The organism is Chryseobacterium sp. JAH (assembly GCF_001507335.1).
In the GTDB taxonomy this organism is placed as follows: Bacteria; Bacteroidota; Bacteroidia; order Flavobacteriales; family Weeksellaceae; genus Chryseobacterium.
Window position 1 is genome coordinate 160,834 of sequence record NZ_LMAH01000003.1, and the last position, 18,957, is coordinate 179,790.

General features: G+C 35.6%; 17 protein-coding genes. 7 read left to right on the forward strand and 10 right to left on the reverse strand.

The features are described from left to right. Positions 1 to 89 precede the first annotated feature (89 nt). The gene (locus AR685_RS07865) at positions 90 to 2,153 is read right to left on the reverse strand and encodes a DUF5689 domain-containing protein (protein WP_059124232.1); all 2,064 of its coding nucleotides are present in this window, start codon (positions 2,151 to 2,153) and stop codon (positions 90 to 92) included. Between the two features lie 9 nt (positions 2,154 to 2,162). Further along, positions 2,163 to 4,907, reverse strand: coding sequence for a TonB-dependent receptor (locus tag AR685_RS07870; protein ID WP_059124233.1), 2,745 nt, complete (start codon positions 4,905 to 4,907; stop codon positions 2,163 to 2,165). Positions 4,908 to 5,118: 211 nt separating this feature from the next. Between AR685_RS07870 and AR685_RS07875 the strand changes: the two genes are divergently transcribed. Next, entirely contained in the window at positions 5,119 to 6,318 is a 1,200-nt protein-coding gene (locus AR685_RS07875; protein WP_059124234.1) for a hypothetical protein, read from the forward strand. Positions 6,319 to 6,367: 49 nt separating this feature from the next. Beyond that, positions 6,368 to 6,790 (forward strand): DUF6146 family protein, encoded by a 423-nt coding sequence (locus AR685_RS07880; RefSeq protein ID WP_059124235.1) that lies wholly within the window; start codon positions 6,368 to 6,370, stop codon positions 6,788 to 6,790. Positions 6,791 to 6,841: 51 nt separating this feature from the next. Here the strand turns inward: AR685_RS07880 and AR685_RS07885 are convergent, their stop codons facing one another. Together AR685_RS07885 and rho are read right to left on the reverse strand one after the other, a co-directional pair. Further along, a complete protein-coding gene (locus AR685_RS07885; RefSeq protein WP_059124236.1) occupies positions 6,842 to 7,438 on the reverse strand; it encodes a superoxide dismutase in 597 nt (198 codons plus the stop codon). Positions 7,439 to 7,614: 176 nt separating this feature from the next. Next, positions 7,615 to 9,480 carry a transcription termination factor Rho gene (gene rho / locus AR685_RS07890; protein ID WP_059124237.1) on the reverse strand — a complete coding sequence of 622 codons (1,866 nt, stop codon included), beginning with the start codon at positions 9,478 to 9,480 and terminating at the stop codon, positions 7,615 to 7,617. Positions 9,481 to 9,625: 145 nt separating this feature from the next. Between rho and AR685_RS07895 the strand changes: the two genes are divergently transcribed. The 5 genes from AR685_RS07895 to AR685_RS07915 all read left to right on the forward strand — a co-directional run bounded on the left by AR685_RS07895 (position 9,626) and on the right by AR685_RS07915 (position 13,703). Further along, positions 9,626 to 10,015 carry a DUF4293 domain-containing protein gene (locus tag AR685_RS07895; protein WP_059124238.1) on the forward strand — a complete coding sequence of 130 codons (390 nt, stop codon included), beginning with the start codon at positions 9,626 to 9,628 and terminating at the stop codon, positions 10,013 to 10,015. Between the two features lie 75 nt (positions 10,016 to 10,090). Continuing rightward, entirely contained in the window at positions 10,091 to 10,507 is a 417-nt protein-coding gene (locus AR685_RS07900) for a hypothetical protein (RefSeq protein ID WP_059124239.1), read from the forward strand. 10 nt (positions 10,508 to 10,517) lie between these two features. Then, positions 10,518 to 11,444: a M28 family peptidase gene (locus AR685_RS07905; RefSeq protein WP_059124542.1), complete on the forward strand. Its 927-nt coding sequence runs from the start codon at positions 10,518 to 10,520 to the stop codon at positions 11,442 to 11,444. Positions 11,445 to 11,494: 50 nt separating this feature from the next. Further along, a complete protein-coding gene (locus AR685_RS07910; protein ID WP_047443153.1) occupies positions 11,495 to 13,333 on the forward strand; it encodes an ABC transporter ATP-binding protein in 1,839 nt (612 codons plus the stop codon). 22 nt (positions 13,334 to 13,355) lie between these two features. Continuing rightward, positions 13,356 to 13,703 (forward strand): DUF1801 domain-containing protein, encoded by a 348-nt coding sequence (locus tag AR685_RS07915; protein ID WP_047443154.1) that lies wholly within the window; start codon positions 13,356 to 13,358, stop codon positions 13,701 to 13,703. Positions 13,704 to 13,708: 5 nt separating this feature from the next. Here the strand turns inward: AR685_RS07915 and AR685_RS07920 are convergent, their stop codons facing one another. The 6 genes from AR685_RS07920 to rsfS form a co-directional block, all read right to left on the reverse strand. Beyond that, a complete protein-coding gene (locus AR685_RS07920) occupies positions 13,709 to 14,122 on the reverse strand; it encodes a hypothetical protein (RefSeq protein ID WP_047443155.1) in 414 nt (137 codons plus the stop codon). Positions 14,123 to 14,210: 88 nt separating this feature from the next. Next, on the reverse strand, positions 14,211 to 14,864 hold the full coding sequence (locus AR685_RS07925) for a phosphatidylserine decarboxylase family protein (RefSeq protein WP_047443156.1): 654 nt from the start codon (positions 14,862 to 14,864) through the stop codon (positions 14,211 to 14,213). Positions 14,865 to 14,955: 91 nt separating this feature from the next. Beyond that, the gene (locus tag AR685_RS07930; RefSeq protein WP_047443157.1) at positions 14,956 to 15,828 is read right to left on the reverse strand and encodes a phosphatidate cytidylyltransferase; all 873 of its coding nucleotides are present in this window, start codon (positions 15,826 to 15,828) and stop codon (positions 14,956 to 14,958) included. 23 nt (positions 15,829 to 15,851) lie between these two features. Then, positions 15,852 to 16,433: an LUD domain-containing protein gene (locus tag AR685_RS07935; RefSeq protein WP_047443158.1), complete on the reverse strand. Its 582-nt coding sequence runs from the start codon at positions 16,431 to 16,433 to the stop codon at positions 15,852 to 15,854. A 133-nt stretch (positions 16,434 to 16,566) separates the two neighbouring features. Next, a complete protein-coding gene (gene ftsH, locus AR685_RS07940) occupies positions 16,567 to 18,552 on the reverse strand; it encodes an ATP-dependent zinc metalloprotease FtsH (RefSeq protein ID WP_047443159.1) in 1,986 nt (661 codons plus the stop codon). A 16-nt stretch (positions 18,553 to 18,568) separates the two neighbouring features. Further along, positions 18,569 to 18,937, reverse strand: a complete 369-nt coding sequence (rsfS, locus tag AR685_RS07945) for a ribosome silencing factor (protein ID WP_047443160.1) — start codon at positions 18,935 to 18,937, stop codon at positions 18,569 to 18,571. Between the last annotated feature and the right edge of the window lie 20 nt (positions 18,938 to 18,957).

The following is an 18,957-nucleotide window of genomic DNA, read 5'->3' on the forward strand; positions in this document are numbered from 1 at the left end:
GCAGAATAAAAGTGATTATTTTGAATTCACATAATGACCTCAAAACAAAAAAGGGGAACCTAATAGTTCACCCTTTTAATTTTAGCTGCTTACTGAGCCTTTATTTTAAAGTCATCAATTTCCCAGGTTGCAGATGCAAATGGTGTGGATGTATATTTAAAAGCAATTCTAATATTTTTTCCGAGGAAGGCATTGAGGCTTACATTTCCAGAGCTAGTCCAATCACCAAATGCTAAATTATTACTGTCTAAAACTGCGGGTAACAAAACCCAGTTTGTAGTGCTCGGATCTCCAGTATAATTCTCTGTAATATAGACTTGCAGAGAATTGCCCGCATATCTCACATCACTGGTAAAGCTGAGTGCTGCTTTAGTTTTCCCTGCTAAACTTACTGATTTTGAAATCAACCAGTCTTCATTGGCTGCATTTGTGGTATTAAAACCATTCATTATTGCATAGTAGCTTGTTCCGTTTCCGGTATTTGAAGTCGACCAAACCTGAGCGCCGGCAACATTCACAGTTAACCAATCTGAACTGAAGCCTCCTGAAGAAAATTCATCACTATTAATCGTAGGTAAGGTAACATACACAGAGCCGTCACATCTTACGTTATCCAGATCAGCTCCCAAAAGATCTTTAAGAATCAACTGATAAGTTCCATTGAAAAACCCCACAATTGCATAGACATCGCCCTTACCAGAATCTAAGGTGGCGTCTGCGAAATCTGCAAAGTTGCTTGTTCTTACAATAATTTGATTTCCTAAACAATCTTCGAGTATTCTGTTTGTAGGGATCGCCCCCGCATAAGTTCTTTCCAAATCTTGAAAACTAAACTGAACATCTTTAATTTTAACCCACCGCCCAACATCACTATAGTTAATATGACTAATCATTTTCTCTGTAGGAATTATGGATGCCAAAGGTTTATTTGAATCAAAAAAATGTTTGTAGATATCGGCTTCGGGAATTCTTCCTACCGCTCCGCTAAATGGTGCTCCAATCTGCATCTCTCCAGAAACAGTACCTATATATAAATTTTTAAGCTTTACATAAACTTCTTTTCCAACAGCAAATCTGGAGTCATTAAACAAATCATTTTTGTCGATATTAATTTTAATTCCTCCACTTGTATCTTCTGCATAAATATATTTAAAAAGATTTCCCGATTTATCATTTGCTATAACTTTAGCTTTTAGTACAAAATCTCCGGTAATCTGAGTTAGCGGAGCTGTAGCTAACTGCTTAATCTCAGCTACCGTTTTCTGTACCAATCCAACATCACTGTATTCACAAGGATTTGTCGAAATACCATCTATTCTTGGAAACTTATTCATCTCAAGATCTGAAACTTTATTGATGTAGAGTTGATAGGTAGAGATGTATTTGCTGTAAATACCCACAAATTTTCCGTTTCCTGAAGGTAAAATCTGATTGGCGAATGACGCATAGCCGCTGTTCCTCACAATTCTTGCAGTGGTCGTTGACGCATCTTTTATCATTCGATCAACAGTTACTCCATTTGGTGCAAAATTGGTGCACAAAACTCTGCTGTCAAATTCTGCGTTATCAACCTGAATCAAACAACCAATAAAACGGTCATTGGCCGAAATCATTTCGGAACAGGTCATTATTTTAGGAACAATTTTTTCTCTTACCAAACAAGATCTGAAAATCTTTGACGAAATTAATTTTTCAGGAATTCTTAAAACTGATGTCGATGTTCCTACAGGATCTTTGATTCCTAACTGCACTACTCCACCATAAGTTCCCAAAGCTAAACCAGCCAGTTTGATGTAAATTTTAGACCCTTGGGGAAATTTTGTGTAGGTACTAACCATGTCGACACTGATTACAAAACCCTGGGTCGGATTTTCAGGTTTATCCTGAATGTAGATCGTTTTATAGATATTACCCGTCTCATCAGTTGAAGAAACATATCCTTCTACAACATCCTGAGAATCATCTGAAAAAGCGAATACTGTATTAACAACCTTTGCCCTCAACTGTGTTAACGACATTGTTGCAGTGAGATCAGCACATTCATAACTATCCAGATTCGGCTCGTCATATTTATCGTCATGCACACAACCTATTATCCCCAAAAAAGAAATGATAATGAGAATATATTTTATTAATAAATTATTTTTTTTCATGGTGTATTTTTAAAATCTTAAATAAACATTTGTGAAAAAAGTAGTCCCCCTATCGTACCAAAGTTTTGGACCAAAATGCGGAATCGATCTTTCCGATTCTTCGACTGCATTAAGCAAATTAACCAATCTTCCTTGTTCAAAACCTCCGGTAACATAGTTTCTGTTATTAAGAATATTGTTCACAGAAAGACTGATTCCCATTCTGTATTTTCCTAAAAGAAATGATTTCCCTGCGTTTGCATTAAGCATAAACTGATCGTCAAACTTTTTCTGAGCCGTTAATTGTCGGATCAATTCTGGAGTAACACCTTCGTAAGGATCATTAGTAGCAGGGTTCGTATACAAGTACGGTGTTTTATTCAATGCTGAAAAATCGAGGTACTGATCCATCAGATAATTAGCAGAGGCTCCTACCCACCAAAACTTTGGCGAATTATATTTTAAACCGAAAGAAAATGCTTTTTGAGGAGTACCTGCCACTTTATACCCCTTAATATTGGCTTTTCCTTTCCAAAATTCTTCTCCCCTAAAACCATTAAGATCATCAAAAGTAGAAACATTGGCATTGCTTGTATAAGTGTATTCTCCAACACTTGCCGCCCCAACAGCATTGAAGGTCGGTGTAATTTTAAAATCAAAACCCAATTCTAGCCCTGCATATCTTTTACTCACATTGGTGATTGCTTCATTAACTAGTGTATTGAAAGATGTTCCGATTTCATCGGTCGTATCTGCATAATATCTTGAAATTTCCGTTGAGTTGCTGATTGTAGTGTAATATCCCGTCAAGCGCATTTTCAAAATTTGACCTCTGAGAATATAGCTCAAGTCATTTGAATTAATAATTTGATTTTTAACATTGGGTGTTACATAGTCTACAGCTCGTGGATTTATATAAATTTCGTTGAGCGTTGGAGCAAGGCTAAATAGAGCGCCATTATAAACGATAAAATTTTTACCATTGATTTTGTAAGTAATCTTTCCTTTAATACCTGCGTCTAAAGCCTCATATTTATGACTCTTTCCTTTCGAATTATCTCTAAATCTTGTAATTCCGCTTCTGTAATGACCTTCTCTCTGTGCCTCAGAATAAGAACTGAAAATAGATGCTGCAATATTCCATTTACTGAAATCGATCTCCGAAGAAATATTTAAAGAATATTGGCTTCTCAGCAATTCATAAGAATATTGTGTACGGTCACCTGCCTTTACTTGAACGTTTGTGTCATCTACATTAAATTGTACGTCGTTATTAAAAGAATTTAGATTGTATGCAAAATTTCCTCCCAACAGATCTTTGATCCTTCTAAAATTATCAGACTTAAGGTTTTGATAATTAAAATTAATGTTGAGTTTCCAGTTATCCTGCAGTCTTGTATCAAAATGTGATGCAAAATTGAACGTTTTATCTTTGTTAACGTCTTCTACCACTGTATAAACGGCACCTCTATCTGTACCGTCCATATTTTTCAGGTTTAAATAGTTTGTTTTATACAGATAATTCCAATCTATTTGAGATTGCTCACGAAATTCATCAGCAGATAACAGACCGTAACTTGGAAGTTTTCGATAGTAGGTCGGATTAGGATCTGCAGCATGAAACCAATCTAATCTGCTTCTGGCATCACTTCCAATCTGATAAGAAACCGTGTTGATCCAATTTGAGTTTTTTCCTATTTTTAAATAATCCGTTAGCATAAAGACCGGCTCGAATACCTTTCTGATTCTTGCATTTCTCTTTTCACCATCCTGCCAACCCCAATAAGAATTGTAGTTTTTTCCCATAATATCATAGACCTCTTGCGTATTGGGTGAATTTGAAGCTCTGTAAGTAGGTGAACCAAATCCGGTAAAGTTTATAGAATGTCTATCATTGAATTTCTTTTCTACAGAAGCGAAATAAGCATACGAATCCTGATAAACTCCATCGATGACAGCATTATCACCCCATCTTCTGCTTCCGGAAAATGTAAATGCCCAACCTTTTTTATTCATTCCGGATGAATACGTTGCCATGGCTCTATGCAGATAACTTCTGTTCGTAAATGAATAGGCTAATGAAGTCTGTTTTCTGTAAGTGGATGCTTTTGTATTGTAGTAAGCTACACCTCCCAAGTTACCAAATGCGTATTCTGAGGGAGTGATATTATCTACGTTTTCATGTGGATACCTTGTGACATCATTTAAACCGCCCCAGTTATTAAAATCTATTCTCCCGTCATCATTCTTTGACATCGAAACTCCGTTGAAGATAACATCTTCGTATCTGTTGTCGACTCCTCTTGGCCTGAACCAATACGCTCCCAATTCAAATGCAGAAATATTCTGAAATATGTCTCTTCCGGAGCTTAATAAACCTACCGTGGGTTGCATGGCTGAACCACCGTCATCAGTATCTGAAGCAGAATCATCGATGAGAACAACTCCTGCATCTGCTCCCCAATGATGATTGAGTACAATAACGCCTAAGTCTTTTCTTTTTTCGTCTGATGTGACATCAAATTCTAAAATTTTTGACTCGAAATCTTGCTTTGAAATGGTAATGAGATAGTGACCCGGTGGTAAGTCAACAAATTGAAAATAACCTATTTTATCAGCAGTGACATCATCCTCAGATTGCTGAATATCGATTTCTGCACTTTCTAATGGCTTTCCGTCTTCTGCCTTTACATAAGCGAAAACAGTAGTCTGTGCAAAGTACCACGAAGCTGGCAAAAAAGTCAACAAAGTGATGAGAGATAATTTTTTCATCATATTAATGGGATTGGTGTTTTGTGTTTGAATTGAATAATAAAATTAATATTATTTTCATTACAACAAAAAAAAATTTATAGAATTCTAAAATAATTCACTGTCAGGATAAATTATTTTTATTAAAATACAGAACGAAAGTGAAAAAATCGTAATTTTAATTCTGCAGAAATAAGTCTGATTACATTCTAATTTATCTCGAAAAACACACAAAATGAAAAAATATTTAATCATTATTTTCCTAATGCATTCTTATTTTATTTGTGCTCAGCAAAGACAGGTAAAGCGCGCTGCTGTTGCATTTCTTAACGTAGAAAATCTATGGGACACTGTTGCATCCGCAGATTATATTGATGGAACCCTTCCTTTTTCAAATCCTAAATTTCATAGAAGTGTAAGCTTAGATTCTTTGAAATTCCTAGAAACTACCGAAGACTACAAAGGTGAATGGAGCAATGAACTTTTAGTAGGAAAAAAGGTTATCAGAAGACAAGTATTGGCAGACGATTTTACACCCAACAGCCCTAAAAGATGGGGCACAAAATACTACAATCAGAAATTGGCAAACGAAGCCAAAGTAATTTCCGAATTGGGAAGGCAGTATACAAATGATAATCCCGCAATTTGCGGTCTTATAGAAGTTGAGAACAGGCAAGTCATTGAAGACTTAATAAAACAGCCAATCTTAGCAAAAAGCAACTATGGAATTGTGCATTACAATTCATATGATGCAAGAGGAATCGACATTGCCGTCATTTATCAGAAAAACAGATTTATCGTGCAGGATTCTTACACTAAGGAAATTAAGATTTACAATGAGGAAGGAAGAAGGCAATACACAAGAGATGTCTTGGTAGTCATTGGATTATTAGACGGTGAAAAAATGGCCTTATTTATGAATCACTGGCCATCAAGAAGTGGTGGCGAAGCTATTTCTCAGCAAAAAAGAAATGCTGCTGCAGTTGTTTTGAAAAATGAAATGAATAAACTGTCTTCTGAAAATCCTGAAATTAAGTTAATATCAATGGGAGATTATAATGATGACCCTATAAGCCCGAGTTTAAAAAAACATTTGGGAGCTGTTGGTGACCCAAGCGAATTATCAGACAAATCTCCTTATTATAATCTGATGTACAAATTATATAAGGCCGGTATAGCCTCTTTAGCTTATAGAGATGCACCAAATTTATTTGATCAGATCATCATTTCAAGAAATTTATATTCAACAGAAAAAATAACTCCTACCTACAGTTTATTTAAAGCTGAAATATTCGCTCCATCTTACTTGGTTAACAAAGAAGGGCAGTGGAAAGGATATCCTTTCCGTTCTTGGGATGGCGATAGATTCACAGGCGGCTATAGCGATCATTTTCCGGCAGTATCAGTAATTCAAAAAGAATACATTAAAAAATAAATTTTAAATCACTCTTCAACGGGCGCTTTTTTTATGTAACTTTATCATTATGAGAAATGTAACTCTACTATTATTTTTGATCATAATTCCTTTCGGTTGTTTAGCTCAGACTACACCAAAGAATGACAAAGAAGAATCTGCAATGAAACCGGAGAAAAATGATGATGGTGAATGGGAACTTACCGTAATTGATACTCAGTTTGATTATTTCCTGAATGCTATTGCCAAACCGATCAGCCAATATTCTGAAAGTTTTTTAAAAAGCAGAAACACGATGCTCGTTTCAGAATGGAATTCCTACTACACATCAGGACGATACAGAAATGTGATAGAATCTTCTATTGATTATGATCCGAAAGAAAAATACGGAATCAAGTTCGAATATAAATTGTATCAGGTTTTCGCCTACGTCAATTGGAAGTACAAACTCAAGATGAATGGACTCAGTGGAGCTGACGTCACAAGATTTTAGTAAAAAAAAGGTTCAGAAAATTCTGAACCTTTTTTATATCTATGAAAACAATTATTTATTAAATAACTCTTCAACTTTATCCCAGTTTACAACATCAAAAAATGCAGTTACGTAATCAGGTCTTCTGTTTTGGTAGTTCAAATAATAAGCGTGCTCCCAAACATCTAAGCCTAAAACCGGTGTTCCTTTCACATCTGCAACAGGCATTAAAGGGTTATCCTGGTTTGGAGTAGAAGTTACAGATACAGATCCATCTTCGTTTTTTACTAGCCAAGCCCATCCAGAACCGAATCTTGTTTTGGCAGCATCAGAGAAATCAGTTTTGAATTTCTCAAGACCACCGTAATTTTCAATAGCAGCTTTTACGCTTCCTACAGGTTCTTTACTTCCGCCAGGAGTTAAAATTTCCCAGAACAATGAGTGATTGAAATGACCGCCACCGTTATTTCTGATTGCAGGCTTTTCAACACCATTTCTGCAAACATCTTCAATAGACAATTCTGCAAGATCAGTACCTTCAATCGCTTTATTTAAATTATCGATGTAAGCCTGGTGGTGCTTTGTATGGTGGATTTCCATTGTTTTTGCATCAATTGTAGGCTCTAAAGCATCGTACGAATATCCTAATTTTGGTAATTCAAATGACATAAGTTTAATTTTTAATGTTAATATGTAAATTTAGCCAATATTTAAGCCAATATCAAAAATTGCAGATTATTTTAATAAATCTTTAACATTGATAGTTTGATTAGAAATTTTAAATCTAATGAAAACAAAAAGCACAGACCGAAATCTGTGCTCTTATAAACAATATTAACGCATGTCTATCTATTCATAGACATTAAAAATTCTTCGTTATTCAGAGTTCCTCTGATATTTTTGTTGACAAATTCCATCGCTTCGATAGGATTCATTTCTGAAAGATATTTTCTGAAAATCCACATTCTCTGTGAAGTCACTTCATCAAGCAATAAATCATCTCTTCTTGTGCTGGAAGAAACTAAATCGATGGCAGGATAAATTCTTCTGTTGGCAATTTTTCTATCTAACTGAAGTTCCATGTTTCCGGTACCTTTAAATTCTTCAAAGATCACTTCATCCATTTTAGAACCTGTATCAATCAATGCTGTTGCGATAATCGTCAACGAACCTCCGTTTTCAATTTTTCTTGCCGCACCAAAGAATCTTTTTGGTTTATGTAAAGCATTTGCATCTACACCACCAGAAAGCACTTTTCCAGAAGCCGGAGTTACTGTATTGTAAGCTCTTGCTAATCTTGTGATTGAATCTAATAAAATAACCACGTCATGACCACATTCTACCATTCTCTGAGCTTTTGCTAAAACAAGGTTGGCAACCTTTACATGCTTATCAGCAGCTTCATCAAATGTAGAAGCGATAACTTCTGCATTTACACTTCTTTCCATATCGGTAACTTCTTCAGGACGTTCGTCGATCAAAAGTACCATCATATACACTTCCGGGTGATTGGCTGCGATAGAATTCGCAATATCTTTCAGCAACATGGTTTTACCGGTTTTAGGCTGAGCAACAATCATTGCTCTCTGACCTTTTCCGATGGGTGCAAAAAGATCTACAATTCTCGTAGACATTGTAGAATTGTCTCCTGAAAGATTAAATTTTTCTTCCGGGAAAAGTGGCGTAAGATATTCAAAAGCAACGCGGTCTTTGATAAATGCCAAATCACGTCCGTTAACTTCTGTAGGTTTTAATAATGAAAAATATTTTTCACCTTCTTTTGGCAAACGTACAATACCTCTCACAGTATCTCCCGTTTTTAAACCAAAATTTCTGATTTGTGCTGTAGAAACATACACATCATCCGGTGAAGAGATATAACTGAAATCTGATGAACGTAAAAACCCGTAGTTATCCGGTAAAATCTCTAAAACACCTTCAATACTAACCATTCCGTCAAAATTGAATTCTTTTTTAGATTCAACTTCCTCCTGTCTTTCAGAATTTCTGTTCTGGTTTTGATTAGGATTCTGGTTCTGATTAGGGTTGTTTTGGTTAGAATTCTGATTTTGGTTATTGTTCTGATTTCTGTTTTGAGGATTTCCGCCGTTTTGCTGTGGATGGTTTTGACCTTTTTGATTTGGATTTTGAGCTTGCTGTTCTGGTCTTTTAGGTCTATCTTCTCTTGCTTGTGTTGGTGCTGTTGCAGCTGCTTGAGAATCTGTATTTGTTAGAGTTTCCTCTTTCTCCTGAGGTTGTTGTTCAGAGGTTGTGGCAGGATTTACTCTTTTTCGCTTTTGTCTTGAAGCATTGTTTGAAGTTCTCTCTTCTACAGCTCCTTTAGCAGGCTCTTTTACGATTGCTTCTGCAATAACTTCTTTTTCTTCTGTTGCTTTCTCTGTTTTTGCAGGTTCTGCTTCTGTGGGAATTTCTGTGGCAGCTTTTGGTCTTGCCGGTTTTTTGGGTGCTGGTTTTTTTGGAGCAGCTTTCACCACTTTTTCTGCTGCGGCAGGTTTTTCTTCAGGCTCAGCGTTGCTTTCTGTAGTATTGAAGTAATCTTTTGCAACTTTAGGGTTAGAAGCCTGAAAATCAAGAACGGCGAAGATTTTATCATTATCTGTGCTGTTTCTTGCAACCTTAACGCCCAAATCTTTGAGGATTTTAGCCAATTCCGTTACGGATTTTGACCTTAACGTTTCTATGTTAAACATATTTAAAGTGAAAATGTAATTAGTTGTGAGTAAGAAAAGTAAGTCCGGTGACTTTTGTTTTCAAGTACATTGTATATTGCAAATCTACACTTATTTTTGAATTGTGCAAAATTTATGTTATTTTTGCTGTTGAATTTAAAATTCTATGTTACAAAGGATACAAACTATTTGGATTTTGCTGTCAGTTTTAGCGGCAGCATTCCTATATATTACGGGACAGGATGTAGAAGTTTTCGGGAAAACCCCGTTGATCAGCATCTCATCAATTGTTTTGGTTTTGGTAGGCGCATTTAGTTTGTTTAGCTTTAAAAACAGAAAAAGACAAATCATGCTGAATAACATCAGCATCATTATAAACGCTTTGTTGATTGGTATATTGGTGTACTGGATGCAAAACTTATCCGGAGGAATTGATTTTCCTGAGAAGGGTATTGAGCCGGTTTTTCCATTGATCGCGGTAATTTGTTTGTTTTTGGCAAATATTTTTATCAAGAAAGATGAGAGGCTCGTAAAATCTGTAGACAGGCTTCGATAACCTTACAATGATTTTTTTTGAGTAAGAACAGCTTCTTTTGGAGCTGTTTTTTTTATTTTTAACTAAAATTTTTTAATGTTTAAAAAGGATTTAAACAAAGCAATCGCTATAGGTTCTTTTTTTATTTTAGGTTTCCTAATTTTACCTCAATTAAATAGAGCTACCGATATAGAAAACGAAAAGACGCCCAGTTTCTTTGACGCTGAAATTAATGCCAACATAGATGAAAATCTAGAAATCGGATATTTATTCAATATTCGTAACAAAACGTACAAACCGGGTACTTATCATTATGCAATAAAGGCAAAAGAAAATGATGAAAGAATATCTTTTTTAACAGAAGAGTATTCTCACTATGACGATGAAATTGTATTCAATTGGAGACAAACACTGCCTCCATATAAAGTAATTAAAAACGCAAAAGCAGATACCCTTTACCTGATTAAAAAAGGAAGAAAAATTGCTTTTCCGAAATATTCAGACAAAAAATAAACATTTCTATATGAAAAAACTAACTTATCTTATCTTAACTCTTTTCTCCGCAACAGCTTTTGCGCAGGACGTTTCTGTGGACAGAGTAAAAAACGTGATCTCAGTTCTTGCTTCTGATGAAATGAAAGGGCGGGAAATAGGGACTCCAGAAAATGATAATGCCGCCCATTTCATTGCTAAACTTTTCAAAGAAAACAATTTAGAATACTGTACAGGCAACTCTTATCTCGTTCCATTTGATTACAAAGGAAAAACGGCATATAACGTCTGCGGAATCAAAAAAGGAAAATCTGAAAAAACTTTAGGCTTTTCGGGACATTTCGATCATATTGGGGTGAGCAAAAAGGAAGGTGACGACACGATCTATAACGGTGCAGATGATGATGCCAGCGGAATTACCACCTTAGTAGGTATTGCAGATTATTTTAAAGATAAAAAACCTGAGTTCTCAATGGTTTTCATGGCATTCAATGGTGAAGAAAAAGGTATGTTGGGCTCTACCGCAATTTCTAAGGATAAAAATTTAGACAAACTATACGGTAATCTTTCTGCACTTTTCAATTTTGAAATGGTAGCTACTGAGTCTGAATTTGGTAAAAATGCAGTTTTCATTACTGGTGACGAATTTTCTGATTTGGACGAACTGTTTAACCAAAATGCGGTCAACGGTTTGAAAATTCATCCAGACCCGTACGCATCAGAACAACTATTTTACAGGTCAGACAACGTAAGTTTTGTGAAGAAAAAAATAATTGCCCATTCTATCTCCACAGCCGACATGAGTAAAATAAAGCATTACCACCAATTGAACGATGACATTACTGTTGTTGACTTCGATAATCTTACCCTGTTAATCAATAATTTTGGGAAGACTTTGGAAAAATTAAACACAAAAAACTTCAATCCCAAGTACAACGACAAAGTAAAATTCAATTAAAAACGTCTTATCATTATATTTTAATTAATTTTGCTATCCAATTTTATTGAATGAACGAATATAAAAAAATACTGCAATTCGCAAGACCCCATCAGAAATATATCTACGGAAGTTTATTCTTCAACTTGCTGTATTCCGTATTTCAGATTGCATCATTAGGAACCATTTTACCGGTTTTAGGAATGCTTTTTGGCACTATAAAACCAGAAAAGTACAAGTCTCCTCCAGTGTATTCAGGAGAAATTTTAGATTTCTTCACTTATTTAAAAGAATATGCAAATTACTATGTACAGAGTCTGGTAATGCAGCACGGTGCCTTGCAAGTACTCGCTTGGTTGTGTATTGTTACAGCATTTATGTTTTTACTGAGAAATCTCTTTAGATATCTTGGATCTTATTTATTGATTAATTATCGTGTAGGAGTTACCAAAGATCTTCGTGGAGCGATGTACCGCAAGATTCTTTCTTTACCGGTATCATTCTTTACCGAAAGCAGAAAAGGCGATATGATGTCGCGTATGTCAAATGATGTGGGTGAAGTGGAAGGTAATATTTTGGGAAGTTTGGTAGAGTTGATCAATGCTCCGTTTATGTTAATCAGCACCTTGATTACTTTATTCTTTTTAAGTGCTGAAATGACTCTGTTCTCCCTCTTGGTCTTACCGGTAATGGGAACAATGATTGCTCTGATTGGAAAAAGTTTGAAGAAAGATTCCCATGAAGCCCAAAACGAAATGGGAAATATTTTTTCTATCGTAGATGAAACCCTGAAATCTTCAAAAGTAATCAAGATTTTCAGTGCCGAAAAAATAATGGATAACCGTTTCATGCAGTCTATGCAGAGATGGATTAACAGCTCAATCAGACTGGGCAGAAAGAAAGAATTAGCATCGCCAATGAGCGAATTTTTGGGCTCAGTAACTTTCTTAATTATCGCTTGGTATGGCGGAAAACAGATTATTGTAGAGCAAAGTATCTCACCCGCTGACTTTCTTGTTTTCTTGGGTATTTTCTTCCAAATTTTGCCTCCGGTAAAGAGTTTATCAACTTCTATTTCTAATGTTCAGAAAGGTGAAGCCTCATTAAAAAGAGTTTTGGAGATCTTGGATGCCGATGTGAAAATTGAAGAAATCGCAGAACCAGTTTCAATTTCTAATTTAGATGCTCACATTCAGTTTAAAGACATTGGTTTCTATTATGATAAATCTAATTTGATTCTCAAAAACTTTAACCTTACCATTCCGAAAGGTAAAACGGTAGCTCTTGTAGGGCAAAGTGGTAGTGGAAAAACGACGATTGCCAACCTTTTAGCAAGATTCTACGATGTCTCTGAAGGGGAAATTTTGATTGATGAAACCAACATCAAACATTTAAAAATTGAAGAGTATAGAAAATTACTCGGGATGGTAACACAGGAATCCGTTCTTTTTAACGATACCGTTTACAATAATATTCTGATGGGGAAACCCGAAGCATCTCGAGAAGAAGTCATCGCTGCCGCTAAAATAGCCAATGCAGACTTGTTTATCACCCAACTCCCGAATGGCTATGACACCAACATCGGAGATGATGGAGGAAAGCTTTCTGGCGGACAAAAACAAAGAGTTTCTATCGCAAGAGCCGTTCTGAAAAACCCACCGATTATGATACTGGATGAAGCAACTTCTGCTTTGGATACAGAATCAGAAAAATTTGTTCAGGATGCCCTTGAGAAAATGATGGAAAACAGAACTTCATTAGTGATTGCCCACCGACTATCAACCATTCAAAAAGCCGACTGGATTGTCGTTATGGAAAAAGGTGATATCGTAGAACAGGGAACTCACCACGATCTTATCCTCCAACGTGGAACTTATCACAAACTCGTGGAACTTCAAAATTTTGATTAAATCTTTTTAAATTCAGTTTAAAATGAATCCTATACAAGAGTACTTCTTCAGAATCGACGAACCTGAACGAAGTACTCTTTTGTTTTTAAGAAAGAAAATATTAGAATCGGATCCTGAAAACATTACGGAAACTTTAAGCTTCGGACTACCCTTTTTTAAATTTAAAAAGAAAATGCTGTGCTATCTGTACTACAGCAAAAAATATCAGAAACATTACATCAGCTTTTATCATGGCGACCGATTAGACTATCCGGAACTCATCAGCGAAGGCAGAAAGAAGTTTAAAATCCTTTTAATGGATATGGAAGAGGATTTACCCGTAGAATTGATTTTGGGGCTAATTAAAGAAGTAAAAAAGCATATTAAATAATTAACTTATCTCTTATCAGAAATATTTAATGTAAAAGTATTCTTATCAGCTTCTGTCAGTGAGACCTCTGTATTAAATTTTCTTTTTGTTATTTTAATTATGGAATCCTGTAATATGTCTGATTGCTCCACCCCGTAATAATCAAAGATGACATAACCTTTTTTATGCGCTAAACTATCATAATTCTTATCTAAATAGGATATATATTCTCTAACATATGCTTCTGCAGTCAATTCTTTACAGCTACCCGCTAATGAATATTTCAATAAATATTTACCCTCTTTAAATCGCATCTGAAAAATATTACAATCCTCCGAAATATTTTTCTCCGTTAAAACATAATTTTCCGGCAATCTGACACCATCCTGTTTTTTACACGATAAAAAAAGAATTACAAATAAAATTACATAGTACTTCATCAATGATAAAACTTCCTAATATTAAATTAGATATAATATAAAAGACCGCCTCTCTCGAAACAGTCTTTGATAATTTAAAATGTAAAACTTAATCTTTCATTCTAGCGATTACATCAATCCCTCCCTTCGTTTTATCACCTATTTTGCAGATGATTTCGGTGTCTAACGGAAGGAAAATATCCATTCTTGATCCGAATTTAATGAAACCAAATTCATGTCCGGCTTTGGCTGCATCACCTTCATTACAATAGAAAACAATTCTTCTTGCAACGTACCCAGCAATCTGTCTGAAAACCACTTTATGATTGGTTAAACTTTCCACAGCGACAGTTGTTCTTTCATTTTCAGTAGATGATTTTTCGTGCCAAGCTACTAAATATTTTCCGGGGTGGTATTTTTTGTAAATCACATTTCCGGAAACCGGAAATCTGCAGATGTGTACATTCAGTGGAGACATAAAGATAGAAACCTGAATTGCTTTTTCCTTTAAAAACTCTGTTTCCTCAACTTCCTTTATCATGACTACTTTACCATCTACAGGTGCAATTACATTCTCTGTATGATCTAAAATATCACGATTCGGAACCCTGAAAAACCAAAATACCAAACAGTAGATTATCAGTAATGGGATTATGATTAGAAGCGACCACATTTCAAGAAAATAAATAGCTACAACAGCGATTATCGCAAAAAGTAAGGTAGCTACAACGATGGTTCCTTTCGATTCTTTATGTAATTTCATTTTGGGGATATGTATAGTTTTAAATTCGTCAAAATAAGAACACCTTTTGAACTGATCTTTTCGCTGCTCGGATGATGACGTTATATGAAGTTTAAATAAGTTTTTCTAAAATAAAGTACAAATATACGACAGGAACGCAAATTAAAAAACTATCTAGCCTATCTAATACTCCGCCATGCCCAGGAATAATATTTCCGCTGTCTTTTACACCAAAGGTTCTTTTCAGTTGACTTTCTACCAAATCTCCCAACGGCGCAAATGCAGCAATCAGAAAACCAACAACCATCCAGTTTCCGCGAAGCTGTGGCTGATACATTTCAACAAAATAAGAGAGTACTAAAGTAAGTACTACTCCACCTGCGTAACCTTCCCAGGTTTTTTTTGGTGAAATTTTGGGAGCCATTTTATGTTTTCCGAAAAACTTCCCAACCAAATAAGCAAAAGTATCACTGCTCCAAATCAGAATAAAAAGGAAAATAACTTCAAGTGAAAAATGGCTGTCGTATGATGAAAATTTTGGCAATCCTAACGCAAAAGAGAATGGCAAGGCAACATATATTACCGTAAAAATAAGTTTTCCGCTGTCAAAGTAAAGTTCACTTGTAAACTTAAATAAAGTCACAACGGCTATAACAATCAGCGCCAGTGCAAGGATTTCTGAAAGCCTAAAATTAAAGTAAAAATCGTGATGGAAGAACCTTTTTGAAAACATATAAAATATCAGCAGTACAATCGGCAAAACAATCCATTTTTCATAGCCGTCACCAAATTTCATGATTTTAATACATTCCCAGGTTCCCACCAATAAAAGGAATGTGATTAATCCATAATACAAATATTGTTGCTTCACAAGACCTGGCGAAACTTGATCAATAAGCTGGGTTCCTAAAGGAGTTGTACAGAGAATAATGACTGCAATATAAACAATCCCCGAAATGGTTCTCTGAATAAGATTTTTGTCCAAAATTTAAGATTTAGAATGTGATGCTAGTCTTCTAACAACAATAGAAACAATTTGGTGTTATTGTTAGCTGCAGTATCCAGTTTAGAATGATTTCCGCTTATTGAGGTAAGATTTTTTATGTTTCCGGTGCGCTTTATTTTCCCCATTGCATCATTAAGGTTATTCACGATTTGGGAAACATTCGCCATAATAACGATTTTTGAAGGCAGCCTTGAAGAATGATAATGTAGAATATTGTTGTGTGAAAGCATGATCCTTCCGTCATAGGCAATCAAATATTCACACGTGATAAACGCCGCATCATTAGCGAGCTCAAGCTGTGGGGTATGCGAAATCTTCAGAACGTTTAAAAAATTCTGTAAATCTTTATCACAACAAAACACAGAATTTACACCTTCAATTTTAAGGATCTGGTTCAACGTCTGTAAAGCTTCAGCTTCATCTGCGCAATAATTAAAAAACCCTCCTGAGTGTGTAAACAATTGGGCAAACTTATAATCAAGATCAGCGTTTTTCAGCGAATCTCCTAGCTTCTCCAGACTTTGTTTGTCTTCTTCCTCAGGCTGATTGGTTAGTTTGCTTACAATTCTCTTAAATAAACTCAACTTAATGTATTTTTAGTCAACTTAATACAAAAATAGAAAATTAATTAGAATTGTTTCTAATAATATCGCTTTAAAATGAAAAAACCCGGCAATTAAAAAATTGCCGGGCTGTATTCAATTGAATATAAATCTTTTAAAGCTGAGCAGGGCTTTCAGGTGCCTGAATTTCGCTTTCTTCTACTTTTTCATGTAAAGGAATGGTATTCGTCACCGGTCTCTCTGTCAATTCAGGATCCCAAGCTCTTTTACCGAATATATCTTCCAGATCTTCACGGAATATCACTTCTTTTTCCAGAAGCTTGTTCGCTAAAGCATTCAGCTTATCTTTGTTTTCACTCAGAATTCTAACTGCTCTTTCGTACTGATGTTCAATAATCGTCTTGATCTCTGTATCAATCTTAGAAGCGGTTGCTTCAGAATAAGGTTTTCCAAAATTGTATTCTGACTGGCCTGAACTGTCGTAATAAGAAATATTACCAATATTTGGACTCAATCCATAAATCGTAACCATTGCCTGAGCTCTTTTAGTTACCGTTTCCAAGTCAGAAAGTGCTCCAGTTGAAATATTATTAAATATTACCTGCTCTGCAGCTCTACCTCCTAATGTAGCACACATTTCGTCTAACATTTGTTCTGTAGTGGTCAGCTGCCTTTCTTCCGGAAGATACCAAGCTGCACCCAATGAACGTCCTCTAGGAACAATTGTAACTTTCAATAATGGTGAAGCGTGTTCTACCAACCATGAGATCGTTGCGTGACCAGCTTCGTGGAATGCTACTCTCTTTTTCTCAGAAGGCTTGATCGCCATATTTTTCTTCTCAAGACCGCCGATGATTCTGTCAACAGCATCTAAGAAATCTTGTTTGTTTACTGATTCATGACTGTTTCTTGCCGCAATTAATGCTGCTTCGTTACATACATTGGCGATATCTGCTCCACTGAAACCTGGAGTTTGTTTTGCCAAGAAATCTCTATCTACCGTATCGTCTAATTTGATTTTCTTTAAATGAACATCAAAAATCTCTCTTCTTTCGTGCAATTCCGGAAGATCAACATATACTGAACGGTCAAAACGGCCAGCTCTCATTAATGCTTTATCCAAAATATCTGCTCTATTGGTCGCAGCCATTACGATTACATTCACGTCAGTTCCGAAACCGTCCATCTCTGTAAGCAATTGGTTCAAGGTATTTTCTCTCTCGTCGTTTCCACCAGAGAAATTATTTTTTCCTCTTGCACGTCCGATTGCATCAATCTCATCAATGAAGATGATCGCAGGAGATTTCGCTTTTGCCTGAGCAAACAAATCTCTTACTCTTGACGCTCCTACACCCACAAACATTTCTACAAAATCTGAACCTGACAGTGAAAAGAATGGAACTTTCGCTTCACCTGCCACAGCTTTCGCCAATAAGGTTTTACCCGTTCCAGGAGGGCCAACTAATAATACTCCTTTAGGAATTTTACCTCCCAGTTTTGTGTATTTTTCAGAGTTTTTCAAGAAATCTACCACTTCCTGTACTTCCTCTTTAGCACCTTCTAGTCCTGCAACATCTTTAAATGTTGTCTGAATCTTTTCTTTTTCGTCAAATAATTTGGCTTTAGATTTACCTATAGAGAATATTTGTCCTCCAGGTCCGCCACCGCCTCCCATCTTTCTGAACAGGATGAAATAGAACAATCCTAATATTGCAATCCAGATTAAAGCTGAGAACAGAATTTCAGTGAATGGACTTTTCCCGTCTGCATAATCTTTGGACGTTTTAATTGCCGGATTATCTTTTTTAATGGTTTCAAATTTTTCTAAAAAAAGCTGTAAGTCTCCATACTTCAGGCTGTAATCGGCCTTTGGTGAAGACATTCCTAAATTTGAAAAAGGATTTGCTTTATCTTCTTTTTTTACGGTCGCTGTTTTGGCAGCTTGTGTTAAAAATACTTCCGCTTTCTGCGCCTGCTTATCAATCAACACATTCTGAACTTTTCCCGTCTGCATTTCTCTAAAGAAAGCATCCTCGTCAATAGTCTTTGCATTGTTGTCACCCAAAAAATTTGAGCCAAAAAATAACAAAAGGGCTATTATTGCGATTGGAAAAAACCAGTTAAATCCTTTATTATTCATTTAATACTTTTAAAATTTATACTTCACTTTCTATTTTGGTGATTACTGCATCACCCCAAAGTTCTTCAATATCGTAATACTGACGAGTTTCTTTCTGGAAGATATGTACGACAACAGTTACATAATCTACCAATACCCACATTGAGTTTTCTGTACCCTCAACGTGCCAAGGTCTGTCCTGAAGATCGTTTCTTACTTTTTTTTCTACACTTCCAGCTAATGCTGAGACTTGTGTGTTTGAGTTACCACTACAAATTATAAATGTTTCTGCTACTGAATTTTCAATTTTTGAAAGGTCGAAAATCATAATGTCTTCACCCTTTACATCTTGGATAGCTTCTACAATTTTATCTATTAGCGCTTGCTTTTCTACTGTTTTATTCATTAAAATATACTATAATCTGC